At 69.9% G+C, this 26,034-nt stretch carries 23 protein-coding genes; 6 read left to right on the top strand and 17 right to left on the bottom strand.

What is annotated here, in order from left to right:
• Positions 1 to 202 precede the first annotated feature (202 nt).
• Together ON26_RS31900 and ON26_RS28615 are read right to left on the bottom strand one after the other, a co-directional pair.
• Complete coding sequence (locus ON26_RS31900; protein WP_051027814.1) at positions 203 to 697, bottom strand: hypothetical protein; 495 nt, start codon at positions 695 to 697, stop codon at positions 203 to 205.
• A gap of 25 nt (positions 698 to 722) precedes the next feature.
• Positions 723 to 2,078: an MFS transporter gene (locus ON26_RS28615; protein WP_051027812.1), complete on the bottom strand. Its 1,356-nt coding sequence runs from the start codon at positions 2,076 to 2,078 to the stop codon at positions 723 to 725.
• A 54-nt stretch (positions 2,079 to 2,132) separates the two neighbouring features.
• Between ON26_RS28615 and ON26_RS28610 the strand changes: the two genes are divergently transcribed.
• On the top strand, positions 2,133 to 3,134 hold the full coding sequence (locus ON26_RS28610) for a GlxA family transcriptional regulator (protein ID WP_051027810.1): 1,002 nt from the start codon (positions 2,133 to 2,135) through the stop codon (positions 3,132 to 3,134).
• Positions 3,135 to 3,225: 91 nt separating this feature from the next.
• Positions 3,226 to 3,627 carry a hypothetical protein gene (locus ON26_RS28605; RefSeq protein WP_306307262.1) on the top strand — a complete coding sequence of 134 codons (402 nt, stop codon included), beginning with the start codon at positions 3,226 to 3,228 and terminating at the stop codon, positions 3,625 to 3,627.
• A gap of 71 nt (positions 3,628 to 3,698) precedes the next feature.
• On the opposite strand, the gene ON26_RS28600 is transcribed toward ON26_RS28605, so the two are convergent.
• Both ON26_RS28600 and ON26_RS28595 read right to left on the bottom strand, forming a co-directional pair.
• Positions 3,699 to 4,307, bottom strand: coding sequence for a class I SAM-dependent DNA methyltransferase (locus tag ON26_RS28600; protein ID WP_040800980.1), 609 nt, complete (start codon positions 4,305 to 4,307; stop codon positions 3,699 to 3,701).
• 151 nt (positions 4,308 to 4,458) lie between these two features.
• Positions 4,459 to 5,124 carry a DUF3558 family protein gene (locus ON26_RS28595; protein WP_040800979.1) on the bottom strand — a complete coding sequence of 222 codons (666 nt, stop codon included), beginning with the start codon at positions 5,122 to 5,124 and terminating at the stop codon, positions 4,459 to 4,461.
• A gap of 328 nt (positions 5,125 to 5,452) precedes the next feature.
• On the opposite strand from ON26_RS28595, the gene ON26_RS28590 reads away from it, so the two are divergent.
• Positions 5,453 to 6,295: an SDR family NAD(P)-dependent oxidoreductase gene (locus tag ON26_RS28590; RefSeq protein ID WP_245546107.1), complete on the top strand. Its 843-nt coding sequence runs from the start codon at positions 5,453 to 5,455 to the stop codon at positions 6,293 to 6,295.
• A 34-nt stretch (positions 6,296 to 6,329) separates the two neighbouring features.
• Here ON26_RS28590 and ON26_RS28585 read toward each other — a convergent pair whose 3' ends face one another.
• The 8 genes from ON26_RS28585 to ON26_RS28550 all read right to left on the bottom strand — a co-directional run bounded on the left by ON26_RS28585 (position 6,330) and on the right by ON26_RS28550 (position 15,250).
• Positions 6,330 to 6,731 (bottom strand): group I truncated hemoglobin, encoded by a 402-nt coding sequence (locus ON26_RS28585; RefSeq protein WP_040800978.1) that lies wholly within the window; start codon positions 6,729 to 6,731, stop codon positions 6,330 to 6,332.
• 167 nt (positions 6,732 to 6,898) lie between these two features.
• Positions 6,899 to 8,629, bottom strand: a complete 1,731-nt coding sequence (gene ctaD / locus ON26_RS28580; RefSeq protein WP_051027808.1) for an aa3-type cytochrome oxidase subunit I — start codon at positions 8,627 to 8,629, stop codon at positions 6,899 to 6,901.
• A gap of 391 nt (positions 8,630 to 9,020) precedes the next feature.
• Positions 9,021 to 9,569 (bottom strand): DUF2231 domain-containing protein, encoded by a 549-nt coding sequence (locus tag ON26_RS28575; protein WP_040800977.1) that lies wholly within the window; start codon positions 9,567 to 9,569, stop codon positions 9,021 to 9,023.
• Positions 9,570 to 9,920: 351 nt separating this feature from the next.
• Positions 9,921 to 10,151, bottom strand: coding sequence for a hypothetical protein (locus tag ON26_RS28570; protein WP_040800976.1), 231 nt, complete (start codon positions 10,149 to 10,151; stop codon positions 9,921 to 9,923).
• Positions 10,151 to 11,302, bottom strand: coding sequence for an amidohydrolase family protein (locus ON26_RS28565; protein WP_040800975.1), 1,152 nt, complete (start codon positions 11,300 to 11,302; stop codon positions 10,151 to 10,153). Before ON26_RS28565 ends, ON26_RS28570 begins: the two co-directional genes overlap by 1 nt.
• 41 nt (positions 11,303 to 11,343) lie before the next feature.
• Positions 11,344 to 11,949, bottom strand: coding sequence for a hypothetical protein (locus tag ON26_RS28560; RefSeq protein ID WP_040800974.1), 606 nt, complete (start codon positions 11,947 to 11,949; stop codon positions 11,344 to 11,346).
• A gap of 47 nt (positions 11,950 to 11,996) precedes the next feature.
• Positions 11,997 to 13,646 (bottom strand): AMP-binding protein, encoded by a 1,650-nt coding sequence (locus ON26_RS28555; protein WP_218000647.1) that lies wholly within the window; start codon positions 13,644 to 13,646, stop codon positions 11,997 to 11,999.
• Positions 13,643 to 15,250 (bottom strand): pyruvate, phosphate dikinase, encoded by a 1,608-nt coding sequence (locus tag ON26_RS28550; protein ID WP_174375463.1) that lies wholly within the window; start codon positions 15,248 to 15,250, stop codon positions 13,643 to 13,645. The genes ON26_RS28555 and ON26_RS28550 overlap by 4 nt, the downstream gene beginning before the upstream one ends.
• Before the next feature lie 226 nt (positions 15,251 to 15,476).
• On the opposite strand from ON26_RS28550, the gene ON26_RS28545 reads away from it, so the two are divergent.
• Complete coding sequence (locus ON26_RS28545; RefSeq protein ID WP_245546106.1) at positions 15,477 to 16,931, top strand: aldehyde dehydrogenase family protein; 1,455 nt, start codon at positions 15,477 to 15,479, stop codon at positions 16,929 to 16,931.
• A 158-nt stretch (positions 16,932 to 17,089) separates the two neighbouring features.
• Positions 17,090 to 17,614 (top strand): flavodoxin family protein, encoded by a 525-nt coding sequence (locus ON26_RS28540; protein ID WP_040800973.1) that lies wholly within the window; start codon positions 17,090 to 17,092, stop codon positions 17,612 to 17,614.
• An 18-nt stretch (positions 17,615 to 17,632) separates the two neighbouring features.
• Here the strand turns inward: ON26_RS28540 and ON26_RS28535 are convergent, their stop codons facing one another.
• The 3 genes from ON26_RS28535 to ON26_RS28525 are packed head-to-tail and all read right to left on the bottom strand — an operon-like array spanning position 17,633 to position 20,581.
• Positions 17,633 to 18,607, bottom strand: coding sequence for a magnesium transporter (locus tag ON26_RS28535; RefSeq protein WP_040800971.1), 975 nt, complete (start codon positions 18,605 to 18,607; stop codon positions 17,633 to 17,635).
• A gap of 47 nt (positions 18,608 to 18,654) precedes the next feature.
• Positions 18,655 to 19,563, bottom strand: a complete 909-nt coding sequence (locus ON26_RS28530; RefSeq protein ID WP_040800969.1) for a universal stress protein — start codon at positions 19,561 to 19,563, stop codon at positions 18,655 to 18,657.
• A gap of 31 nt (positions 19,564 to 19,594) precedes the next feature.
• Positions 19,595 to 20,581 carry a 1-phosphofructokinase family hexose kinase gene (locus tag ON26_RS28525; protein ID WP_040800968.1) on the bottom strand — a complete coding sequence of 329 codons (987 nt, stop codon included), beginning with the start codon at positions 20,579 to 20,581 and terminating at the stop codon, positions 19,595 to 19,597.
• 222 nt (positions 20,582 to 20,803) lie between these two features.
• On the opposite strand from ON26_RS28525, the gene ON26_RS28520 reads away from it, so the two are divergent.
• Positions 20,804 to 21,784: an Acg family FMN-binding oxidoreductase gene (locus ON26_RS28520; protein WP_040800967.1), complete on the top strand. Its 981-nt coding sequence runs from the start codon at positions 20,804 to 20,806 to the stop codon at positions 21,782 to 21,784.
• 42 nt (positions 21,785 to 21,826) lie between these two features.
• Here the strand turns inward: ON26_RS28520 and ON26_RS28515 are convergent, their stop codons facing one another.
• Entirely contained in the window at positions 21,827 to 23,374 is a 1,548-nt protein-coding gene (locus ON26_RS28515) for a GAF domain-containing protein (protein WP_051027806.1), read from the bottom strand.
• Positions 23,375 to 23,591: 217 nt separating this feature from the next.
• Positions 23,592 to 26,034, bottom strand: a 2,443-nt coding sequence (locus ON26_RS28510) for a cation-translocating P-type ATPase (protein ID WP_051027804.1), incomplete at its 5' end; no start/stop codon positions are given.

Raw genomic sequence — 26,034 nt, 5'->3', positions numbered from 1 at the left:
AAGACTGTTGCCGCTCCAGGTGTCACGGCGGCCGTGGCCGATGTCGGCGCTGTTCTGGTCACCGAGCAGCAAGCCGAGCGCGACGAACCACTGGGTGCGGCGCTCGAACAAGCGCTCGCCGGACCGGCCGAGCGCACGGCCCCGAATCCCTGACAGACCCCTCCTCGGCGTACCACCGGCGAGTGTGGTTTGTCCGGCGTGGTCAGCTGCCGTTCCAATAGGGCGGCTGCTTGCCGGCGGCGATCCATCGGCCGGTGGAGGGAAGCGCGGCGAGCACGAGTGTTGTGGCGGCTACCGCTGTTGCGGCGATGGTGCCCACGTTGACGTCCATTACGACGCCCGCGATCCCGAGTGCCGTTGCGAGGGCCGAGGCGATGATCACGAGGACTCGGCCTGCGGTCTTGCGTAGGAACAACAGGGCGGCGCCGAGGAGGTGCAGCAGGGTGAGGATGCCCGCCGCCAGGCCGATCAGGATGAAGACCGCGGCGACGACAGGGCCCAGGTCGGGGAAATCGGTGGAGCTCGTGGAGGGCTCGTCGTTGGCGACGTCGGCGACTACGACGATCGAGAAGATCGTGGTGGCGGCGGTCGATAGGCCGGTGATGGTGGCGAGGACCGCTGCGGTGAAAGCGGTGAGCCGGCTGGGTGCCGGACGTGGCGGGGCGGTCTGCGCCTCGAAGTCATACGAATAGTTCATGTCCCCCCTCGGTACGCCCGGCATCTTACGTTGTGCGGCCGGACTCGCGGCTCTGCCCAGCGATCCGGGGTGCACCCATCGCCTGGAGCGGTTGCTCGGCCTCCTCTCGGGGAAGTCGGATGGCGGCGCAGAAGAGTGCGGCAACGACACATAGACCTGCGGCGACGAAGAAGGCGATGTCGTAGGAGCCGTGGGCGTCTCGGACGTATCCCGCGCCGAAGGCGGCCACGGCGGCGCCGAGTTGGTGGGCGGCGAACACCCAGCCGAAGACCACCGGTGTCGAGGCGCCGAACCAGATGCGGCAGATCGCGATGGTCGGGGGAACGGTGGCGACCCAGTCGAGGCCGTAGAAGATGATGAAGACCCAGGTGCTCGGTTCGGCGGTGGGGGAGAGCAGGGCGGGCAGGGCGAGCAGCGAGGCGCCGCGGCCGAGGTAGTAGACGACCAGCAGGATGCGGGGGTCCACACGGTCGGTGAGCCAGCCGGAGAAGACTGTGCCCGCGATATCGAAGATGCCGACGGTGGCCAGCAGGCCGGCGGCGACGGTGGTCGGCATGCCGTGGTCGTGGGCGGCGGGGATGAAGTGGGTGCCGATCAGGCCGTTGGTGCTCATGCCGCAGATGGCGAAACTACCGGCGAGGAGCCAGAAGGCGGGGACTCGGGTGCCGCGCAGCAGGCCGCTCGCTGCGGCGGCGAAGGTGCCGTTGGGGAGGGGTTCGGGGTCGGTGGCGGGTGCGCCGCCGTAGGGGGTGGCGCCGATGTCGCTCGGGCGGTCGCGGATGAACAGCAGGACGAGCGGGATCACCGCGAGGGCGGCGGCGGTGACGATGATCGAGGCCCAGCGCCAGCCGAAGCGGTCGGTCACGTCGGCGACGACGGGCAGGAAGATCAACTGGCCGGTGGCGCCCGCTGCGGTGAGCAGGCCGGTGACCGTGCCGCGGCGGGCGACGAACCAGCGGGTCGAGACGGTGGCGACGAAGCCCATGGAGATCGAGCCGGTGCCGAGGCCGACCAGCACGCCCCACAGCAGGACCATCTGCCAGCTCGCGGTCATGAGGACGCCGACGCCGGTTCCCGCGGCGATGAGCATCAGGGCGCCGGTCAGGATGGGGCGGACACCGAAGCGGTCCATCAGGGCGGCGGCGAAGGGGGCGGTGACGCCGAACAGGACCATGTTGACCGACATGGCCGCGCCGATGGTGGCGTGCGACCAGCCGAACTCGTCGTGCAGGGGCGTCATCATGACGCTGGGCACCGCGCGGAAGCCCGCGGCGCCGAGGATGGCCACGAAGCTGACGGCGGCGACGATCCAGGCGTAGTGCAGCCGGGGCGCCGGTCGGGTGGGTGATGCGGGCGTGCCGCGGTCGATATCGGTCGTCACGGTGAATCAGGATCCGGGAGGACAGACCGATCTACCAGTGGCAGGATTGCCAATATGTCGGAAAATTACGCCAACGGGTCGACGCGGGTGCGTGGTCGTCGTCATGTCGTGGCGGTTCTGCTGCTCGAGCCCGTGGTCGGGTTCGACGCGACGATTCCGCCGCTGGTGTTCGGCGAGGCTGTCGACGAGGACGGTGCACCGCTCTACGAGGTGGTGACCTGTGCGCTCGAACCGGGCCCGGTGCGCGGGACGGCCGGATACTCCCTGGTCGCCGAGCGGGGAGTCGAGGCGTTGGCCGTCGCCGATACGGTGATCGTGCCGGGGACGAGGTTTCCGCTCGCCCGGCGCGAGGGGCGGTTGCCCGGCGAGGTCGCCGCGGCACTGGCCACGATTCCGGCCGATGCTCGCGTCGTGTCGATCTGCACCGGCGCCTTCGTGCTCGCGGCCGCCGGGCTCCTCGACGGGCGACGCGCGACCACCCATTGGCGCTATGCCGACGAGTTCCGTCGCCTGTTCCCCGGCGTCGACCTCGACGAGACGGTGCTGTTCGTCGACGAAGGGGCGTTGCTCAGCTCGGCCGGTCTGGCCGCGGGCATCGACCTGTGTCTGCACATGATCCGCCGCGATCACGGGGCCGCTGTCGCCAATCGGGTGGCGCGCTTCTGCGTCGTGCCGCCGTGGCGGGAGGGCGGGCAGGCTCAGTTCATCGAGCACCACGTGCCCGAACACGACGAGCGCAGCACCGCGGCCACCCGCGCCTGGGCACTGGAACATCTGGCCGAACCGTTGGGGGTGGCGGTGCTGGCCGCGCATGCCCGGATGAGCGCGCGCACCTTCGCCCGGCGATTCCAGGCCGAGACGGGGATGTCACCGGGGGCCTGGATTCGCGACCGTCGGGTGGACCGGGCGCGGGAGCTGCTGGAATCGGCGGATCTGCCGGTCGATGTCGTCGCGCAGATGTCGGGGCTCGGTTCGCCGGACAATCTGCGGCACCACATGCGGCGGGGGCTCGGGATGTCGCCGTCGGCGTATCGGAAGACTTTCACCGGGCAGTGAACCGATCGGTCGCTTTACAACGATCGGCGGACGAATCTCGACATCGGCGCGTGGCCGGGCGTTGACTGGGGAAGTACGCACTCTCCAGGCATTGGAGGCCGACATGATCATTCTTGGGCTCATCATCCTGCTCGCCGCCGTGATCGTCGGTGTAGTCGGAGTGGTGAACAACTCCGGTAGTGCTCATACCCTGAACAGCGATTTCAGCGCGTTCGGCTATCAGTTCACCGGCTCGACGGGGATGCTGTTCCTCTACGGCATCGTGCTCGGCGCGATCGGCATGTTCGGGCTGAGCATGCTGCTCGCCGGGGCACGGCGGAACTCGCGACAGGCCCGCCACGCTCGCCACGAGCTGAGGCAGACCCGCCGTGAGACGACCGCGGCACCCGCCGGCGAGGTCCAGCAGCCCGTCACGACGCCGGTCGAGACCCAGCGGAACTGGCGTCATCCGTTCGGCGGCCCGACCGCGGGCCCGACTGTGGCACCACGCTGAACCGTTCGCCGAGTCGGCCCGCCGTAGCTCCGACGTCAGGAGCCGGAGCCGCCGGCGCACGGCCGTACTGATCAGGTGCGGCGAGCCAGCCAGATGGTGTGCAGGCCGCAGTCGGGGTCCTCCGCGCGATAGGCCAGTACCTCGAATCCGTTGTCGCGCAGCAGCGTCCGGTATTCCTCGCTGTCCAGGCTCGCGTGGTAGAGCGGTTCGCCGGCGAAGCTGCCGATTCGCACGTCCGCCGTCGGGCCGCTGGTGAACATCAGTGCCGCGCCCGGCGCGGCCAGACGGCCGAAGATCGGGAACATCCGGCGCTGGTCGGCGGGACAGAGGTGAAAAAAGCTGTCCCACGCCAGGATTCCATCGAACCGGCGGCGCGGCGGCGAGGTTCGCATGTCCCCGACCTGCCACTCGTGGCCGGGGAATCGCGCTCGCGCCATGTCGATCATCGCGGGCGAGGAGTCGATGCCGGTGACCCGGAAGCCCTGCGCGACGAGATGCCCGGCGATCGGCATGCCGGTCCCGCAGCCGAGGTCGATGACGGCGGCGGTGTCGGGGAGCAGTGCCGTGAACCGGTCCAGCCATCCCTTCTCGACGACCAGACGGTCACCGCGCTCCCGTGCCCATGCGTCGGCATGCCGTTCGTACAGTCCGATGACATGCTGTGCGGCGTCGGTGGTCACGCCCCCAACCTACAACCCGGCCGGCCGTCGGCGTGGCGGCGTCGCGTCCGCCGATGGTCGTCGACGGACGGATCGGCAGCCGGGCATGGCGATGCGGAGGGGCATCTCGTCGGTCTCGTCCAGCTCGACTGTCCGTAGCCCTGATCGGTCGTCAGTGCAGGTAGACGCCCAGGGCATTACCGAAACGCCGTGCCGCGGAACAGGGTTCCTCGGGTGCGTCCGACTGTAGATTCCTGGTGACGAATGCGACGACGCCGAACGGCACGGTGACGCCGACGTAGCACCCGATCCTGTTGCTGTCCTGGGCCGCACGATACTGGTAGGCCGGTCGGCCTACGACGGTCAGTGGGCTGAAGTCCAGGTACTTCCCGCTCTGCTGGAAGTCCTCGATCGTCTGCCGGGTCGCCACGACCGTCAATTCTGTCCCGCCCGTGACCGACTGCCAACGGCAGTTCTTGTCGTTCACGCCGCCGGATCCGCTGAGCGCGACCTTGCTGTCGGGGCGTAGACCCTGCGCGGTGATGTCGGCGTCGGAGATGTCACAAGGATCCCAGAGCGCGCTGGGTTCCGGCTGCGGGTCGACGACTCCGCACGGCGTCGCGCCGCAGGTGTCGGTGCCGCCCGGGAGACCGGGCTGCGCACCGTCCGTCTGCCCTGCGCCTGCTCCGCCGTCGCCCGGATCGGCCGATGCCGGCGTGGTGGTCGGCGGCGGGGTGGGTGAGGCGCTGCTCGCGGTGGCCGTCGTGGTCCCGGAGGGCGTTGCGTCGGGACTCTGTTCCTCGGCCGTGCACGCGGTCAGGATCAGTGCGGGTGCCATGACGCCCAGTATCAGTCCTCTACCGGCGCGCCATCCGCGCCTCCTGCTCGGCATCTGCATGGTCGCCCCTTCTTCGTGCCCGCAGCCGAACCCGAAACAGGCAGGCGTGCAATAGGTCCGGTTGATTTCGGCAGGTTGCCCGATCCCCGTCGAGGCGGAGTTGCGAACACCTACGTTCACGTGTCGGGATGTGGCCCCGGGGCGTTACAGGGATGGGCGATCGGCATTTCTGTGGTCGCCGGGTGTCACGGTCGCAAATCCCACTGTTGTCCCCGGTGGAGCGACACAATGTCGGTTCCGGCTCGTCACCGAACAGCAGGAGATCATCGTGGGATATGACCTCTCCGGTCGCGTCGTCGCGCTGACCGGCTCCACCGGCGGATTGGGCTCCGCCCTCGCCCGGGCGCTCCGTCTGCGTGGCGCACGCCTGGCGCTGTTCGATCTCGGCATCGACGACGTCACCGCGCAAGCGGCCGCGCTCGGCACCGACGCGGTCGCGGCAGGATGGGCCGCCGACGTCCGGGATTTCGACAGCGTGCGGGCCGCGATGGACGCCGCCGCAAGGCATTTCGGCCGCATCGACGTTGTGGTGGCGAACGCGGGGATCGGCTCGATGGCCCCGCTGGCGACGCTGGATCCGGAGGTCGCCACCCGGGTCGTCGACATCAATCTCAACGGCGTGTGGCGCACCTTCCGGGCCGGACTCCCGTACGTCACCGAGCAGCGGGGGTACCTGCTGGCGATCTCGTCCATGGCCGCGTTCGTGCACTCGCCGCTCAACGGTCCCTACACCGCGAGCAAGGCCGGAGTGTGGGCGCTGTGCGACTCCACCCGGCTGGAAGTGCGCCACCTCGGCGTCGGCGTCGGCAGCGTCCACCCGACGTTCTTCGCCACGCCCATGATGGACCGGGTCCGGCGCGATCCGGCCGGCCGCGCCCTGTGGGCGGGAAACGAACGCGGGCTGTGGAAGATGGTGCCGATCGAACGCGTCGTCCGCGACATCGTCACAGGCATCGAGCGGCGATCGGACTTCCTCGTGATCCCCAGGCGCAACGCGCTGTTCGCCCGCATCCCCGGCCTCATCCGGCCGGTGGTCGACCGGATCGGATTCCCCGGCCGCACGGTTGTGGACGCGATCGAACAGGCGTCGGCCTCGGGCTGGAACGACTGAACCACCGGCGTTGCGCGCGGCATCGAGCCCCGGATCACCCGGAGGTGATGTCCTCGGCCAGGGGCGCGATCGCGCCGATGATCTGCTCGACGAGGTCCGGCGGGACACCGGCGGCGACGAGGGAGTCGGTCAGGTGTCCCGCCACCATGCCGAAATGGTCCATGGTGATGCCGCGGCCCTGGTGGACCTGCTTCATCGGCGCGCCGCTGTAGGGGTCGGGGCCGCCGAGCGCGGCGGCGAAGAACTCCACCTGCTTGCCGCGCAGGCGGTTCATGTTGGTCCCGCTGAAGAAGCCGGCCAAGCGGTCGTCGGCCAGCACGCGGGTGTAGAAATCGGCGACCACGGCTTCCAGTGCTTCATAGCCGCCGATTCTGTCGAATATCGGAGGGGTGGTCTCGGCTGATGGTTGCGTATTCTCGTCGGTCGAAGTGCTCATACCCCACTTCACCAATCCGATATTGCCCCGCCGTGAGCTGTGCGTCGCGCTCGGATTGCCCTGTGTGCCGATCCAGTTGCTCCCTACTCACCGTGCCTTTCCGGCGGCTGTGAGGTGTGTTCGGATAGTGCGCGTTCGGCGCCACGGTGTCGACGCCGGGTCGTCGGTCATGTCGGTAGTGCGGGCTGCGCCGTGCCGTGGTCGGCCGGGCGGCCGACGTGCGCCTCCAGCCGCATCCGTTCGACCATGTGCGGATAGTGGAGCTCGAACGCCGGGCGCTCGGAGCGGATGCGCGGCAGCTCGTAGAAGTTGTGGCGCGGCGGCGGGCAGGTGGTCGCCCACTCCAGCGAGTTGCCGTAGCCCCACGGATCGTCCACGGTGACGACCTCGCCGTAGCGGTAGCTCTTGAAGGCGTTCCAGACGAAGGTGACCATGGAGGCGCCCAGCACGAACGAGCCGAGGGTGGAGAAGGTGTGCAGGCCGGTGAAACCGTCCTGGGGCAGGTAGTCGGCGTAGCGGCGCGGCATGCCTTCGGCGCCCAGCCAGTGCTGCACCAGGAATGTGGCGTGGAAACCGAAGAAGGTCGTCCAGAAGTGCAGGCGGCCGAGGCGCTCGTCCATGAGGCGGCCGGTGAGCTTGGGGAACCAGAAGTAGATGCCGGCGAATGTCGCGAAGACGATGGTGCCGAACAGCACGTAGTGGAAATGCGCGACGACGAAATAGGTGTCGTGGATGTGGAAGTTCAGCGGTGGGCTCGCCAGGATGACCCCGGACAAGCCGCCGAAGAGGAAGGTCACGATGAAGCCGACCGAGAAGAGCATCGGTGACTCGAAGGTCAGCTGCCCCTTCCACATGGTGCCTATCCAGTTGAAGAATTTGACGCCGGTGGGGATCGCGATGAGGAAGGTCGTCATCGAGAAGAACGGCAGCAGGACAGCCCCGGTGGCGTACATGTGATGTGCCCAGACCGCCATCGACAGCGCCGCGATGGCCAGGGTGGCGAAGACGAGCGCGGCGTAACCGAAGATCGGTTTGCGGCTGAAGACCGGAATGACCTCGGTGATGATCCCGAAGAACGGCAGGGCGACGATGTAGACCTCGGGATGGCCGAAGAACCAGAACAGGTGTTGCCACAGAATCGTCCCGCCGGTCGCCGGGTCGTAGATGTGCCCGCCGAGATGCCGGTCGTAGGCCAGCGCCATCAACGCCGCGGTGAGCAGCGGGAAGGCCAGCACTATCAGGATGCTGGTGATGAGGATGTTCCAGGTGAAGATCGGCATCCGGAACATGATCATGCCGGGAGCCCGCATGCACACGACCGTGGTGATCATGTTCACCGCACCGAGGATCGTGCCGAGTCCCGACAGCGCCAGGCCCATGATCCACAGATCCGGGCCGGCACCGGGGGAATGGACGACATCGCTCAGCGGCGAGTACGCGGTCCAGCCGAAGTCGGCGGCGCCACCGGGAACGATGAATCCGGAGGTCGCCATGGTGGCGCCGAACAAGTACAGCCAGTAGCTGAACGCGTTGAGCCGGGGGAACGCCACGTCCGGCGCGCCGATCTGCAGGGGCAGGATCGCGTTGGCGAAACCGAAGACCACCGGTGTGGCGTAGAAGAGCAGCATGATCGTGCCGTGCATGGTGAACAGCTGGTTGTACTGCTCGGGGGACAGGAACTGCAGCCCCGGGCGCGCCAGTTCGCCGCGGATCAGCAGTGCCATGAGGCCGCCGATGAGGAAGAACGCCGTCGCCGTCACCAGATACAGGACGCCGAGAACCTTCGGATCGGTCGTGGTCACGATCTTCAGCAGGGCGGAGCCCTTCGGGCCGTGCCGTGCCGGATACGGGCGGGTCGCGGCGGTGAGTTGCGTCGGATCGGCTGGTGCCCTGGTCACGAGCTCTCCTTGGTCTGCTTTCCCCGGAATTGTTGGACCACAACGCGTTCGATCGACCAGCTTGCTGCGGGGCCGCGGGCGGTGACTCGAGCCCGGCTCGGTGGGAAAACACGCCTCCGGTCCGCGGCTCGAGCCGCGGCGCCGGGCACCACCGTGTGGATCCACCGTACGACTTCTTCGCGCCGGAAGTCGGCATTCCGGCTCGAGAAGAGCCGCCCATGGCAACGTTTGATCTTCGAGCCGCGCTGAACGCGGATGAGCCGCGTCGAACCGACGGCGCGCTGATCATCGAACAAGGCCGGCACGGGAGCTCTCCGTGCCGGCCTTTCGCGCGGCCTCGGCAGAATGCCGCCGTGGCCTCCGGAGTTGGTCCGCAGGCAGGGGGAGGGGATCAGCCCACCGGCACGGGTGCGGCGGTGGGTGCCGTCGCGGCGTCCTGCCAGCGGTGCACACCGGCGCCGAGCGCGTACGCGAGGTGACCGCCCAGCGCGCCGCCCGCGCCCATCGTCGCCAGGCCGGCCGCGCCGAGGACGGTGGCGGTGCGGTCGTCGCGCGTGCGATAGGCAGCCGAAAAGAGCATGGCCGCGATGCCGTTCGCGGCGGCGTGGACCAGCCCGACGCGCCGCTGGGGTGCGTCGAGATCCCGGAAGTCGGCCCAGCCGAGGGCGACGGTGGGCGGGGTGGCCAGCAGGCCGATCAGCACGAGCCGGCGGGCTTCGTCGGTCCGCCCGGCCGCGCGCAGGGCGGCGGCGCTGGACCACGCGCCGATCGGCATGGTGACCAGGATCGGATGTAGCGGGTGGCCCAGCCAGGAGCCGCGTGCCCAATCGCTGATCCGTCCGTCGCCGAACAGCCGCCCGACCACGGCGGCGAGCGTCGCGGCGGGCTTGTCGAGTCCGGTCGCCTTCTCGGGCGCGCTCAGTATTCGGTGGATGTTCATGCGGTCGCGATACCCCGATCGCTGCGGCTGAACCCGGCCCCCGAGCGGCTGCCCGGCCGGGCCGGATCCTGCCGTGGACCAGCGGCGGGCGTAGTCCGGTTCGCCTCCCGCCTGCCGGGGTAGGTCGCCGTGCGAGCGCCCCCGGATCACCGCGGCGGCGCCGATCTCGGCAAGACGCGAACGAGGCGCGAACGAGGGAGAGGCCGATGATGCGCGAGAGTGATCGGTCGGGACCATGAGCGGTGAGGACCGCCCCGCTGCCGCAACGCCGCGTCCAGCGGTGGACAGACGAATCCGCCGGGCCGGACGACGCCATCAGGCGCCGCCCGGCCCGGCGGAAGGTGATGGTGCTCAGGCGCCGTTCGCGGCGCGCAACCGAGCGCGGATGGTCTCCATCGTGGCGATCCGGCGCGTTATCCGCTCCCGCGTTTCCTCCCGGTCGGCGATTCCTTCGAGTTCGGCCAGGCGGGTCTGCTCCGCGGCGATCTCCTCGTCGAGCAACCGGGCCGAGTGGTCCCGGGTGAGCAGATCCTGATCGACCCAGTCCGGCGCCGCGATCTGGCCGTCGTCTTCGCCGGACATCAGGCCGTCCGCTCGAACCGGAAGAGCTTTCGGGCGTTGAGTTCGACGATCTTGTGCACCTCGTCGTCGGGCACGTTCGCCATCTGCTCGGTGACGACCTTGCGGCTGTTGGGCCAGTTGGAGTCCGAATGCGGGTAGTCGCACTCCCAGGTGATGTTGTCGATGCCGATCTTGTGGCGGTTGTCGATACCGTGCTGGTCGGAGATGAAGCAGCCGTAGATGTGCTCGCGGAACAGATCCGACGGGCGGACCGTCTGGTTGACGTTCTGGTAGTAGCGGTGCCGCTCCCAGGTCTCGTCGATACGTTCGAGCATGTAGGGCACCCAGCCGATGCCGCCCTCGCTGAGCGCGAACTTCAGGCGCGGATGGCGGTGGAAGACGGGGGAGAACAGCAGGTCGGCGGTGGCGTACATGGAGTTGCAGCCGAACAGGGCGATCATGACGGCCATCGGCGCTTCCGGCGCGGTGATCGGCGGCTTGCCCGAGGTGCCGAAGTGCGTGCACAGCACCTGCTGGTGCTCCTCGCACGCGGAGAAGAAGCGATCCCAGTGGTCGGTGTGGAACGACGGCAGGCCGAGCGGCACCGGATTCTCCGGGAAGGAGATGGCGCGGGCGCCGCGGCCGACGGTCCGCTCGATCTCGGCGACGCACAGATCCACGTCCCACAGCGGCATGATCGTCATGGGGATGTAGCGGTCCGGGGCGGTGGGGCACCACTCGTCGAGGACGTAGTCGTTCCAGGCCTGCACGCACAGCAGCGCCAGGTCCATGTCCTCGCCCTGCAGGAAGACCGTGCCGGCGAAGCGGGGGAACGACGGGAAGCACAGCGCCGCCTGCACGCCGTCGACGTCCATGTCGGCGATCCTGGCCTGCGGGTCGTAACAGCCGGGCAGCATGTCGTCGTAGCGCACGGGTTCGGCGCCGAACTCCTCGGGCTTCTTGCCCGCCACCGCGTTGAGCCCGATGTAGGGGTAGATGCGCTCCTCCCACTGCCACACCTGGGCGGGCGGGTTGCCCTCGTTCATCACCTGCTCGACGATGCGGGGCCCGCGATCGAGGTACTTGCTCGGCAACCGCTCGCTCCACAGCAGCGGATGCTCGATCAGGTGATCATCGGTCGAGATGAGCTGCATGTGATCCTGCAGCGGCATGATTCCTCCTTCGCCGACGGCTCGAAGCCGATCGCTACGGGTTAGTTGGCGTGACCGGCTTCGGCTTCGGCCACACGGGTCAGGCCCGCGGCCAGGATCAGTTCTTCGTGCAACTCGAACCACACGGTGTGATAGGAGTCGGCGATCGGCCTGGTGAACCAGCTGTGATCGCCCCCCTGCACCTTGGTCAGCGCGTCGGAGAGCTTGTCGGCATAGCGTCCGAGGCGCGGGATCTGCACGGCGGCCGAGTCGAGAATCGGGCGCACCCGTTCGTGGATCTCGGCCAGCCGGGCCACCACCGCGGCGTCGTAGTCGGCATCGGTGTGCGCATTGGGTTCGCCGTCCTTGAGCTGCCAGTCGGCGACCAGCGCCTTGAAATCGGCGTTGACGGCACGGAAAGCGCTGTAGAGCACGGCGACCGCGGCACTGTCGGCGCCGGCGCGCTCCTCGGCCAGCAGGTCGGCCAGCCGGTCGCGTCCGGCCGGGGTGATCCGCACCAGGGCCTTGTTCTCGACGAGTCCCGCCTCGCCGAGCCGGGTGAGCTCGGCGATACCGTCGGCCTCGGGGATGCCTGCCGTGGCGGCCAGGTCGGCGGCACGAGCACGACCCTTGAGCCGCACGGCCTGCAGAAGGTCGAGTTCGGACATTCGGTGTTCTCCCATCATCGGAGCCGGCCACGCCGCCGGCTTGCCGGTCAGCGCTTCGAGACGACCACGTTCGACTTCTCGATGTCCCAGGTCGCCGGGGTCACCCCTTCGTCGCGCAACTGGTACTTGAGGATCTTGCCCGTCGCGTTCCTGGGCAACTCGTCACGGAACTCGATGTAGCGGGGCACCGCGAAGTAGGGCAGCTTGTCCAGCGACCACGCGCACAGTTCTTCCTCGGTGACCGTCGCGGTCGAGGTCCGCACCGCGGTCACCTTGATGTCGTCCTCGGTGTGCTCGGAGGCGACAGCGTGCACCGCGACCTCGGCGATATCGGAGTGCGCGCGGAAGGTGCGCTCGAGTTCGAAGCTGGACACGTTCTCGCCGCGGCGGCGCAGGTAGTCCTTCTTGCGGTCGACGAACCAGAACCAGCCGTCCTCGTCGAACTTGCCGATGTCGCCGGTGTGGAACCACAGGTTGCGCAGGGTCGCCGCGGTCGCGTCGGGCCTGCGCCAGTAGCCCTCGAACATGATGTGCGGGCGACGCGGGCGGACCACGATCTCGCCCGCGACGCCGGGCGGCACCTCCCGGTCCTCGTCGTCGACGATGCGCACGTCGAAGTCGGCGTTGCGCCGTCCGGAGGAGCCGAGCGGCGCCGTGTAGCCGGGGGGAGTGCTGGTGATGAAGGTGGCCTCGGTCAGGCCGAACACCGAACTGCCCGCGGCGCGCACGCCGAAGCGGTCGCGCCAGATGTCGATCAGCTCCGGGGTCCACGGCGCGCCGCCGACGTGGTCGATCTGCCCCTTGCAGCGCAGCATCTCCGGGGTGTCGTCCATGGCGGCGATCAGGCTGATCATGATGCCGAGGATGGAGACCCGGCGCGCGCCGGTGCGTTCGATCTCGGGCCAGAAGTTGCTCAGCGAGAAGCGCGGCGCGACCGCGAGAGTGGAGCGATTGCAGGCGGTGGCGAGCACCGACGTGGCGGCGGCGTTGAGATGGAACAGCGGCAGCGGGGTCCACAGCGTGTGCGCGGGGTCGCGGGTGGCGGCCGTCGTGCGGGCCAGATTCGCCGCGTAGTTGTGGCTGATCATGCAGGCCTTGGCGGGGCCGGTGGTCCCCGAGGTGAAGATCAGCATGCTCAGCTCGGACGGATGCGGCTGCACCGGGTCGATGTCGCCGTGCGCGTCGAGATCCTCGATCACATGGTTCGCGACGCCGGGCAGCGTGACGGGCTCACCGCCGCGCCGGACCAGATGCCGCAGGCTGGGCAATCGCCCAGCGAGATCGGTGAAGCGCTGGGCGTAGTCGGCTTCGGCGACCACGACTCCGGCGCCCGCCTCGTCGACCTGGTGGCGCAGGAAGTCGGCCTTGAGCGCGGTGTTCACCGGCACCCAGATGGCGCCGAGCGCGTTGATCGCGAACCAGGTGACGACAGCGTCGACCGTGTTGTCCAGCAGGCACACGACGGTCTCGCCCCGGCCGACGCCGAGCGCGTGCAATCCGGCGGCGCGCACGCGGGTCGCCTGCCAGATGTCGCGATAGGTGTACTGCGTGCCGGAGAAATCGAGGAAGAGCTGATCACCCGCCTGCTGGTCGGCGCGGCGGAGGATATCGATGACGGTGTCGCTCTCGCCGTCGGACCAGGCCGGGAAATCGGCCGGGGCGAGGTCGGTGCGTTCGTCGGTGGAGCCGATCGTCACGAGCGGGGTCCTTCCTGCGGTGTCGGCTCGGGTTGCGACAGCCGGGCGGCGATGAGCAGAGTCTGCAACGTGCCGGCGGAGGCGACCGCGGTCGCACCCGCGCCCAGCGCCGCGGCGACGCTCTGCTCGGTGATTTCGGTGAGTTGCGGTACGTCCGCGGTGCCGGGCGCCACCACGCGCAGGGGCGTGCGGCCGGCGGCGATCTCGGTGAGGGCGCGCAGATCCGGGTTGTCGGCCTCCGACCAGGCGGTCAGTTCCAGTGCGCCCTCGCGCACTTCCCCGTGGTCGCCGTCGACGGTCACCACTTTGCCCTCCAGCGCCGCGAGCGCTTCCGCGCCGCAGCCGACCACCGCCGGGCGGCCGATCTCGCGGCTGACCACGGCGGCATGGGAGGTGGCGCCGCCGAAAGCCGTGACGATGCCCTGCGCGGCGAGCATGCCGTGCACATCGTCGGGGCTGGTGGCGGTGCGTACCAGGATGACCTCTTCGCCGTTGTCGGCGGCGTCGACGGCGTCGTCGGGATCGGTGACGACCCGGCCGCGAGCGATGCCGGGGCAGGCGGGCAGGCCCGTGGCCAACAGCGGTGCGGCCGTGCGTGTTTCGGGCTGGAGCGCGGGTTGCAGCAGGGTCGCGATCTGGGACGGGTCGATGCGCCGGACGACTTCCGCGTCGTCGATCACGCCCTCGGAGTGCAGGGCGAGTGCGATCCGCACCGCCGCCGCCGCGGACCGTTTGGCCGTGCGGGTCTGCAGCAGCCACAGCTTGCCCGACTCGATCGTGAACTCGATGTCCTGGATGTCGGTGCCGAGCTGCTCGAGCGTGCGCCCGGCCGCCATCAGCGCGCGGTGCGCCTCCGGCATGGTCCGGCCCAGCGCGCTGATCGGCTGGCAGTTGGTGGTCCCGGAGACCACGTCCTCGCCCTGTCCGCCGGACAGCCATTCGCCGAACGGCTCCGTCGCGCCGGTCATCGGGTCGCGGGTGAACAGCACGCCGGTGCCCGAGCTCTCGTCCAGATTGCCGAACACCATGGCCTGGACGATGACGGCGGTGCCCGCCTCGTCGCCGAGACCGTGATGGGCGCGATAGGTGCGCGCACGCGGGCTGTTCCACGAGGCGAAGACCGCCTCGATCGCCCCGCGCAATTGCCGGTACGGATCGGCGGGCACGGCCTGCTCGTCGTCGCGCAGCACGATCCGGCGATACATGTGCTCGAAGCGCTTGCGGGTGTCGGCCGCGAAGATCGCGCCACCCTCCTGCGCGAGCGCGCGCTCGACGCCGTCGTCGATGCCCAGGTCCAGGACGGTGTCCATCATGCCGGGCATGGACTGCGCGGCGGCGCTGCGGACGCTGACCAGCAGGGGCCGGTGCGCGCTGCCGAAGGTGCGGTCGGTCTCGGCTTCCAGCCAGCTCAGCGCCGCGGTGACCTCGGGCCAGATGCGCTCCATGAGCGCATCTGGCTCGCGCTGCCAGGCGCGGCAGGCCGCGGTGGTGATCGCGAAGGCCGGCGGGACGGGAAGCCCGTTGCGCCGCATCGCGTCCAGGCCGAAACCTTTGTTGCCTACCAGCTCACGCGCCTGCCGCACGGACCCGTCGAGGCGGACCACCGCCGTACCGATCGGCACGCTTTCGGCCTGCGCGGGGGTAGTGTTCACGAGCATCGAATTCTCGCCGTGGGATGCGACGTTCGACATGGCCCTCCTTGCCTCGGACATGTATAACTATGTCACACAGGTGCGGGAGTGTCTCGGAAATGCTCGACCTCTCTCACCGAGGCGCCGCGCCGCACGTCGCAGCGGGTGCCGGACGAGTCGCGAACCCCGAGGAGCGGATGTGACGACCGGTATCGATCTGACTTTCAAGCCCTATATCGACGGTGGCTGGCGGGAAACCGACGGCCCGGTGAACGTCGTGATCGACCCGGCGACCGAGGAAACCGTCGCGACGGGTAGCGACGGTACCGCCGCCGATGTCGCCGCGGCGATCACCGCCGCGCGCCGCGCCTTCGACGAAGGACCGTGGGGCCGCATCAGCGGAACTCAGCGCAAGCAGCATCTGCGTCGTTTCGCCGACGCGCTCGATGCCCGCCGCGCGCACATCGCCGACCTGGTCGTCGCCGAGACCGGCGCGCTGCCCGCGCTCGCCGAGCGCTTGCATGTCGGCGTCGCGCTCGAGCATTTCGCCTGGGCGGTCGAACAGTCCGACCGGGAGTGGGCGCGGCCGCTGCCCGCCTACGGCAAGGGCGCGGGGGTCGTGCTGCGGGAGCCCTGCGGTGTCGTGGCGGCGATCAGCGCCTACAACTTCCCGTTCTTTCTGAACATGGCCAAACTCGGCGGCGCGCTCGCCACCGGAAACACCGTGGTGCTCAAGCCCTCTCCGATGACGCCGCTCGAGGCGTTCGTGATCGCGGAGGCCGCCGCCGAAGCGGAATTGCCCGCGGGCGTGCTCAATGTGGTGTCCGGAGATCTGGAGGTGGGGCAGGCGCTGACCACCGATCCGCGGGTGGACGTCATCACCTTCACCGGGTCCGAACGGGTCGGGGGACTGGTGAGCGCGCAGGCGGCGCCGAACATCACCCGCGTGCTGCTCGAGCTGGGCGGGAAGTCCGCGCTGATCGTGCGCGCGGATGCCGATCTCGCGGCGGCGGTGGAGTACACCGTGCGTCAGATCATCACCCAGGCCGGGCAGGGGTGTGCGCTGTCGACGCGTCAGCTCGTGCATCGCGAGGTGTACGACGAGTTCGTGGCGGGCGTGGTGGCGGCACTGTCCCGGGTCGTCACCGGACCTCCGCGCGAGCCCGGAGTGGGGATGGGGCCGCTGATCCGGGCGAGCCAGGTCGCGCGGGTCGAGCGGATGGTCGACGCGGCGCGCGCGGCCGGTGCCACGGTCGCGATCGGCGGACGGCGAACGGCGAACCGCAGCAAGGGCTTCTTCTACGACCCGACCCTGCTCACCGGCCTGGACAACAGCGCCGACATCGCCCGTGAGGAAGTGTTCGGCCCGGTGGGTGTGGTGATCCCCTTCGCCGACGACGACGAGGCGGTGCGGATCGCCAACGACAGCAGCTACGGCCTCGGAGGTCACATCTACAGTGCCGATGTCGATGCCGCGTACCGGATGTGCACGCGGATCCGGTCGGGCTACCTGGCCGTGAACGGCGGTGTGGGCGGGATGCATCCGGCCGCGCCGTTCGGTGGCTACAAGCGCAGCGGCCTGGGACGGGAATACGGCGAGGAAGGGCTCGAGGCGTTCCTCGAGACCAAGAGCATCACCTTTCCGACGGCCTGACCCCCGCGGCCCGGAACGGCGAGAAAGCTCCGGATCCGACGACTCGCGCCCCGCTTTCGGGGTACTCCGCCTCTGTCGGCGCGCTCGCGCGCGGCGGAGCATGGGAAGCGCTGGTCGCCCCAGCACGGGAAGCATTGTCGCCGGAAAGGATCGAACGGATGCGGGTACGGATCGTCTACGAATCGATGTTCGGCAACACAGCCCAGGTGGCCGAGGCCATCGCCGAGGGGATCGGCGAGTCCGCCGAAATCCAGCTACTGGACGTGGTGGCCGCCACCGAACTGCCCGATGCTCCGGTCGATCTGCTGATCGTCGGTGGGCCGACGCACGCCTTCGGCCTGAGCCGACCGCGTACCCGGCTCGATGCCGCCGGACAGACCGATCGACCCGTCGAGACCGAGATCGGCATCCGGGAGTGGCTGGATGATGCCCCCGCCGCGCCCGAGGGGGCACGGGCCGCGGCCTTCGGAACCAAGGTCGGCAAGCCACCGTGGCTGCCGGGTTCCGCGGCGCGTGGGGCCGGCAAGCGGCTGAAGGCGCTGGGATACGAACTGGCCGACGATCCGAAGGACTTCTTCGTCGTCGGGACACCCGGTCCACCGGCCGAGGGAGAGATCGACCGCGCCCGCGTCTGGGGTGAACACCTGCGCCAGGTCGCCCTCGCCCGATCGGCGCATTCCTGAGGCGCCCGGCGCGGCAGGTCAGCCCACCACGGCGGTGCTCACGGTGAGATACACCAGGATCGACAGCAGATCCTGCACCACCGTCGCCAGTGGCCCGGAACCGAAGGCCGGATCCACTTTCAGCTTCGAGAACAGCCAGGGCAGCAGCATGGCGACCGCCGCGGCCACCGAACACGCGGCGAACAACGACAGCGACACCGCGGCCGACACCGCGCTCTCGTGCCACACCAGCAAGGTCAGCGGGTACGACACGGCGGCGATCAACGCACCGATGACCACGCCCGTCACGATCTCGCGCCTCACGATCCGCTCGATGCCGACACCGACGGACAGGCCTCGGATCACCACCGCCTCGGTCTGGGTTCCGACCGCATCGGCCAGATACACGATGCCGGGTATGAAGAACGCGACCAGAACCTGCCGCTCCAACTGCGCCTGGAACGCGTCGACGAGCCCCGCGGACGCCATCGCCCCGGCCAGCCCGACCAGCAGCCAGGGCAACCGGTGCCACAGCCGCCGCCCCACCCGTTCGGTGCTGGCCGACCGTGCCCCCGCCGCCGACTTCAGGTAGCCGGACAGCCGCGCGACATCCTCGTCGTGCTCCTCGAGCAAGACCGTGATCAGACGCTGCGGTGGGATCACGCCCTGGAACTCGCCCGCCTCGTCGACCACCACCAGCGCGGACTGGTCGTGGTGCAATGCCTTCCACAGGGCCTGTTCCTGATCCTGATCCCCGGCGACGACCGGGAAGTCCGAGTCCATCAGCGTGGCCACGCACGTCGAATCCTCGGCGGCCAGCAGGCTTTCGATGGTCAGCACGCCGACCGGTCGCCGCCCCGCGCACACCACGACGATGCCTGCCTCGCGGAACTGTTTGCCACGCATCGACGCCAGCACTGCGCCGACGGTGTCTTCCACATCGGCCACGGGCACGTTCCCGCCGGCGTGCGCGGCAGCGGTCTCGAGGGCCGACGACGAGATATCCGAAATCACCGGCGCACCCTACCGCCGGGCCGGAGTGCTTCGCAGCCCAGCGGTCCTCAGTGCGGATGAACCACCATGACAGGGCATTCGGAGTGCTGGATCAACCAGTTGCTCGTCGAGCCGAGCAACAGTCGCTGGAATCCGCCCCGGCCCCGGCTGCCGACCACCACGAGTTGGGCTGCCTTCGACCGATCACCGAGGCGTCGGCGCGGATCGGCGAGGGACACCTCACGGGTCACGGGCACCGTCGGGAACTTCTCCTGCCAGCCGGCCAGTCGCTCGGCCAGCAGGCTCTGCTCGTCGTTCTCGATGTCGCTCAGGGGGAGATCACGATAGGGGAGTCCGGCGAAAGCGGCGCTCGACAGATCGCTCCAGGCGTGCACGGCGACCAGTTCGACATCGCGGGCCGCGGCCTCGGCGAAGGCGGCGCCGATCGCGGCCTCGCCGACCGGGCTGCCGTCGACCCCGACCACGACGGGAGCGCGCTCGTCGGTCGGTCTTCCGCGGACCACGGCCACGCGGCCGTGGGCACGGGCGACCACGGTCGCCAAGGTGGACCCGAGGTGAGCCAAGGTGCCCGCCGACGGCGTGGCGCCGACGACGAGCATGTGGGCGTGCTCGGATGTCGCGATCAACCACCGGGCCGGGTTGTCCTCCGCCTGCACTGTGTGCACGTCGACGTCGGGCGCGACGGATCGGGCACATCCTTCGGCCCGCGCGAGGATCAGGGCCGCTTCGCCGCGCGCCGATTCCGAGATGGGCGGAACCAGCACGTCGTAGCTGTCGATCAGGGCGCGGGTGGCTGTGGGATCGATACAGAGGGCGATCAGCAGGCGCCGTCCACGTCCGGCCGCCGTGCGCGCGGCCCATTCCACCGCGTCCATCGAGGCGGCGGAGCCGTCGGTGCCGACCACCACGGCGCCGACCGCCGAGGCGGCCGGATCTCTGTCCTGCTCGTCGGCCATGGTGACGCTCCTTTTCGAATCGTGCCGTCGGTCACTGCGCCGCCGGCTGCGACAGTCGCTCGATCCGGCGGACTTCGACACCGGTAGCCAGCCGGTCGATCGCCGCACGGTCGAAAACCGCTGTGCCGGGCAACATCACGGTGGCCGCCGCGGCCGCGACGCCGTAGGCGCAGGCCCGGGCACAGGAATCCCCGGCCGACAGGCGCGCGGTCACCGCCGCCACCAGGCTGTCGCCCGCGCAGGCGTCGCTGCGCGCCGGTGCAGTCAACGGCGGGGCGGAGATCTCGTAGTGGTGGTCGCGATCGGAGTACACCGCCCCGAGCGGGCCCGCGGTCGTGATGACGTGGTCGGTGGCAGCCATACCGAGCACGACGTCGTTGGCGGCGCGGGCGTCGTCGAACACCTCTATCGGCCGGTCGATGAGACCGCCCGCCTCCTTGCGGTCCAGCCGGATCAGGAACGACTTCTCGCGCAGTGCCGCACGCAATTGCGCACCGGCGATGTCGAGCACCGCCCGGATTCCGCCGGCATGTGCGCGGTGCAGGACATCGGCCGAGAAGTCGGCCCGCAAGCCGGGGGTGGCGCTCCCGGTCAGGATCAGGTAGGAGTGCTCGGCCATCGCCTCGGCGATCGCCGAGCCCACCGCCGACTCCTCGGCCGCCGACAGTCTCGGCCCGGGCGGCACCACGTGATAGCTGTGGCCGGACCATTCGTCGTCGACCACGATCGCTTCCCGGGTCTGCCCCTCGATGCCCACCGCGACATGCGCGAGCCCCTCCTCGTCGAGCAGCCGATTCAGCCGGGCACCGACCTCTCCTCCCGCGGTGTGCAGTGCCACCGACGGCACGCCGAGCCGCGCCAGACAGCGCGAGACGTTGATCCCGCCGCCGCCGCCCTGGACGGAGCCGACCTCGGCGCGGTTCTTGCCGCCGCTGACCAGTTGGCGGACTCTCAGCGATATGTCCACAGCCGGATTGAGGGTGACGGTGAGGATGCGGGGCTGCTCGGCGTACGGCACGGCGGAATCCTTCGACGGAGGCGGGAATCGGTGGGCCACGCTCGTCTCAGCATCGCTTGCCGGGCGGGGTGCCGAGCACGGCCGAAAGTCGTCGATCCCAGAGACTTCCGGCTCGAGGGATTGGCCGATGTCACCTCATCCGAGGACATCCGGCACTGCTCTGCGCGTCGCGGGCGTGCGACGGTGAGAAGCGGGGGATCCGGCCGATGAACGGATGACACCATGGACCGCGGACTGCCCGACGACAACACTGTTGAGACCGCACTGGCGCTGGCCTCCCGGGCGCCATCGGTGCACAACGTCCAGCCGTGGCGCTGGCGCATCTCCGACCGGAGCGTGCATCTCTACCTCGATCCGTCCCGCGCACTGCCCTCGACGGACCCCGATCTGCGTGACCTCGTGCTCAGTTGCGGCGCCGCGCTGCATCACTTCGCCGTAGCGTGCACGGCGCTCGGCTGGGCGGCGGTGGTCAACCGGCTGCCGAACCCGGACGATCCCGACCACCTCGCCGCCGTGACGCTGGTCCCCCATCGCGCGACCGAGCAGGAGGTCGCGCTCAGCCGGGCCATCCCGCGCCGGCGGACGGACCGGCGCCGCTTCGCCTCGTGGCCCATCCCGCCGGGGCATCTGAGCCTGTTCAGCGAACGAGCCGGGGCGCTGGGCGCGGTGGTTCGCGTGGTGGACCCGGGCGAGCGGCGATTCGTCGTGGCGGCGGCGCAAGAAGCCGCCCGGACGCACTCCGCCGACGAGGTGTACCGATTCGAGCTGGCGATGTGGTCCGGCAGGCATTCCAGTCCGGACGGAGTGCCCGCGCACAGCACACCGGCTCCGCGCGCCGAGGACGAACTCCCCGCCCGCACGTTCGCGGGGGCCGAGCTGACCGATACCGCCCAGGAGTCCGATCATGCCGAATTGCTGGTGATCGGCACGTCGACCGACGACCGGCTCTCCCAATTGCGGGCAGGGGAGGCGATCAGCGCGGTCCTGCTGACCGCCACCAATATCGGCCTGGCCAGCTGCCTGGTCACCGAGCCGCTGGAGATCGCGGCGCAGCGTGACATGCTGCGTGTCGAGGTGCTGCACGACGCGGCCTACCCCCAGGCCTTCCTGCGGGTGGGATGGGCGCACACCAGCGCCGAGCCGCTACCGCCGACTCCGCGCCGGCCGGTCGAGGAGTTGCTGCTCCCGTCGAATCCCGACTGACGAGGACGTCTACTGCGGTCACCACATCCCGTGGTGGGTGGCTCACGGCAGCGGAGCCGACCAGCACTGCACGGTCCCGCCCCCGGCCCCGCGGCCGGTGGTGAAACTGCCGTGGTGTCGCCGCGCGGGTGCCGCCGGACTCGCCGTCGCGTTGCCCTCGATTCGGTCGGACGAGACGCCGATCCCGTCGTCGGCCACCTGGATGGTCACCTCGTGCTCGTGGCAGCGGAGATCGACCGAGACCGAGTGCGCGGCCGCGTGACGCACCACCCGGCTCACCATTTCCCGCAGCACGGCCTGCATGTCGTCGGCCCGGGCGGGGCACACGGCCGGTGGCAGGCCGGAGCACCGGATGGTGGTGCGCAGACCGCTGCCCGCTGTCGCATCCAAGACGATGTCGTGCAGGCGCTTGCGGATTTCGGACGGGTCGGCGGCGTCGACGCGCTGCTGATTCCGCCGCTGATTGCCTGCCATGCGCAGGGCCAGAGCAGCTTGGTCGCCGATCGCGGCCATCATCGACTGCTCCGGGATGTCGAGGGGCTCGCTGCCCGGCGGGCGCAGGGTGGTCAGCACTCCCACCACCCGATTCCCGGCGCACAGCGGGAGCACCAGGATCGGCCCGAAGCGGATGCGTGAGTCGGAGAAGAGGTCGTAGGTGAGCTTCTCGGCCGCGACCGTCTCGCCGGTGCGGAAGGCACGACCGGACTGGGAGAAGTCGACGGGAATCCGCATCCCCCTGATCTTCTCGGCTTCGACGCCCGCGGCCGCGGCGACGACGAGCTCGGTGACCTCGTCGTTCGGGATCTCGGGATCGTCGGGCAATGCCACGAAGGTGCAGGCCACGCCGGTGAGGGTCAGTGCCCGGTGGGTGAGCAGATCCAGGACTTCGCCGGGTTCGTCGCCCGCGAGCAGGCCGGTCGCGATATCGCGGGTCGCCTCCAGCCACCGCTCACGCCACCGGGACTGCTCGTAGAGCCGGGCGTTGTCGATCGCGACGCCCGCGGCCGCGGCCAGCGCCCGGACCACGACCTCGTCGTCCTCGCTGAATTCCTGTCCGTCCGCCTTCTCCGTCAGATACAGATTGCCGAACACGGCCTCGCGCACCCGGATCGGCATACCCAGGAATGTGCGCATGGGCGGGTGATGGGGTGGGAAACCCACCGACGACGGGTGTTCGCCGAGATCGGCAAGACGCACGGCCTCCGGATGCCGGATCAGCAACCCCAGGACGCCGTGGCCACGAGGCAGGTCGCCGATGAGCATGCGGGTGCCGTCGTCGATGCCTTCGTAGACGAACGCGGTGAGCCGGTCGGCTGCCTCACCGGTTCCCCTGACACCGAGCCCGCCGTAGCGAGCGCCGGTCAGTTCGGTCGCCGCGTGCACGATCGTGCGCAGCGTGTTGTCGAGGTCGAGGCCCTCGGTGACGACAAGCATCGACTCCATGAGCCGATCCATCCGGTCACGCACGTCGACTATCTCGGTGAGCGCATCCTGCACCTGGCCGAGCAGCTCCCGCACACGCAGATGCGACAGAGCCTCCGTGACCGGCACCGGGCACTGGGAAGGGGACAGATCGCTCCGTGCCTCCACTCCTCCATTGTCACCGCAGTGCGTGGCTCGGGAAAGCGCGATCGTATTCCGAACTCGCCCGGCCACGGACCGGGGCGCCACTCACCCGGACTTGCGCGTCGAGAGATACGTGGTGATGACGACCATCACCGCGAAGGTCACCGCGATGATCACCGCAGCTGTCGGCCAGTTCATGAGCTCACCTCCTCGGTGCCGGTGGGACAGATCAGCAGCGTGTTCATCGGTCCGGAGTACCAACGGTCTCGTCCTCTCCGGACCCGAGGGGCGGCGCGTCGGCGCTGCCCGCTGCCGGGCCGCCGGGACCCGGTGGGGGAGTGACCGGAATCCCGGCGTTCGGGGCGGGGTGGACGATGCGGTCGAGGCGGGCGGCGACATAGCCCGACAGCGACAGGACCGTCACGATCAGCAGGTCCTCGGCCGCGAGGGGTTGCGTGCCGAGCAGCTCGCGTAACGGCGGCACGTACAGCGCGGCCAACTGGAGTGTGAAGGCCGTGCCGACCGCCGCGAGCAACCACGGATTGGCCAGCGAGCCCTGACGGGAGCGAGAGCCCAGTGCGACGGCGAGCTGGGTGGCGCCGAGGGCGAAGAAGGCCATGCTCTGCCACGGGCGTCCGGTGTTGTCCGCCCAGACCGCGACACCCAGCGTCACGGCGGTCAACACCACCGCGATGCGGAGTACGCGCTGCCAGAGCCCGGCGCCGAGGATGCTCTGTGCGCGCGGGCGCGGCGGCCGCCGCAACACATCGCGCTCGGCCGGTTCGCTGCCGAACGCGACGCCGGGCAGGCCGTGGGTGAGCAGGTTGATCCACAGGATCTGCGCCGGGAGCAAGGGCAACGGCAGACCGAGGAACGGGCCGGCGAGCATGACTACGATCTCGGCGGCGCCACCGGACAGGCCGTACACCAGGAAGCGGCGGATGTTGGCGTAGACCCGGCGGCCCTCCTCCACCGCGACGACGACCGTGGCCAAGTTGTCGTCGGCGAGCACCAGGTCCGCGGCCTGCCGGGCGACTGCGGTGCCACGCCGTCCCATCGCCACGCCGATATCGGCTCGGCGCAGCGCGGGGCCGTCGTTCACCCCGTCGCCGGTCATGGCCACCACGTGCTCTCGATCGCGCAGCCGCTGGATGATGTCCAGCTTCTGTCCCGGGGTGGCCCGGGCGAAGACGGCCGCGTCGGCAGCGACGCCGGGGGACGGCGCGCGCAGGTCGACGACCTGCTCGCCGGGGCCGATGATGCCGAGTTCGGTGGCGATCGCGCGGGCGGTGCCCGGATGGTCGCCGGTGATCAACACCGGGCGGATGCCCGCGGCTCGGCAGTCGCGGATGGTTCGCGCCGCCGCGGTGCGGGGCGGGTCGGCGAGGGCGATCAGGCCGAGCAGCCGCAGATCGTGTTCGACCTGGTCGGCGGGCTCGGGCAAGTGCGGTTGTTCGCGCACCGCGACGGCCAGTACGCGATAGCCGTCGTGCGCGCGATCCCTCGCCCAGCGGGCCGCCTTCTCCAGCCCGTCGGGCGCTTCGGCCACCGTGGCCGGGTTCAACACCGCCTCCGGGGCGCCCTTGCACACCACTCGGTATCCGCGGTCCGGCAGCCGGTGGATCGTCGACATCCGTTTGCGGTCGCTGTCGAATGGTCGCTCGGCCACGCGCGGCATCTGTTCCCGGAGCCGGCCGAGGTCGAGGCCCAAGCGGGCCGCCGCGGTGAGCAGGGCAGCTTCGGTCGGGTCGCCGAGCTGCGACCAGGTCCCGGAGTCCGTCTCGGGTGGTACCAGACGCGCGTCGTTGCAGAGTGCGGCCGCGGTCAGCAATGCGGTCAGCGTGGCGTCGTCGTCCGGGCCGATCTCGTTCTGCTCCACCAGCACGGCCCCCGACGGGCTGTAGCCCGCGCCGGTGACCGAGGCCTCGCCGTGTGGTGTCCACAGTCGCCGGGCGACCATGCGTCCCTCGGTCAGCGTGCCGGTCTTGTCCGTGGCCAGGATGGTCATCGAGCCGAGCGTCTCCACCGCGGGCAGCCGCCGGATCAAGGCGTTCCGATAGGCCATGCGCCGCGCGCCGAGCGCCAACGCGAGGGTCACCACCGCGGGCAGCGACTCCGGCACGGCCGCGACGGCCAGGCTGATCGACGTCACCACCATCAATTCGACGGGCAGGCCGCGCAGCAGTCCCAGCACCAGCACGATCACACACAGGACGGCGGCGACGACGGCGAGAACGGTGCTCACGTCGACCAATCGGCGCTGCAGCGGAGTCAGCCCGCCGCCCGGTTCCATGAGCTGGGCGATGCGGCCCATCGCGCTGTCGGATCCGGTGGCGGTGACCACGGCACGGCCGCGTCCGTGCACGACCACGGTGCCCGCCGAGATCGCGCGTGCCGTGCCGGTGTCCTTGTCGACGGGCGCGGACTCGCCGGTCAGCGCCGATTCATCCACCAGCAGCGCCGCGGACTCGGTGAGGCGCGCGTCGGCGGGCACGATATCGCCCTCGCCGAGCACCACCAGATCGCCGACGACGATCTCCCCGGCCTGCACCTCCAGCTCCACCCCGTCCCTGACCACGCGTGCGGTGGGCGCCGTCATCGCCGACAGTGCCGCGATGGCCTGATCGGCGCGGATCTCCTGCGACAAGCCGACCCCGGTGTTGGCGAACACGACCAGCAGGATC

It is taken from the genome of Nocardia higoensis NBRC 100133 (genome assembly GCF_000308595.1).
Classification (GTDB): Bacteria; Actinomycetota; Actinomycetes; order Mycobacteriales; family Mycobacteriaceae; genus Nocardia; species Nocardia higoensis.
This window is presented reverse-complemented; position numbering and strand designations above follow the sequence as displayed.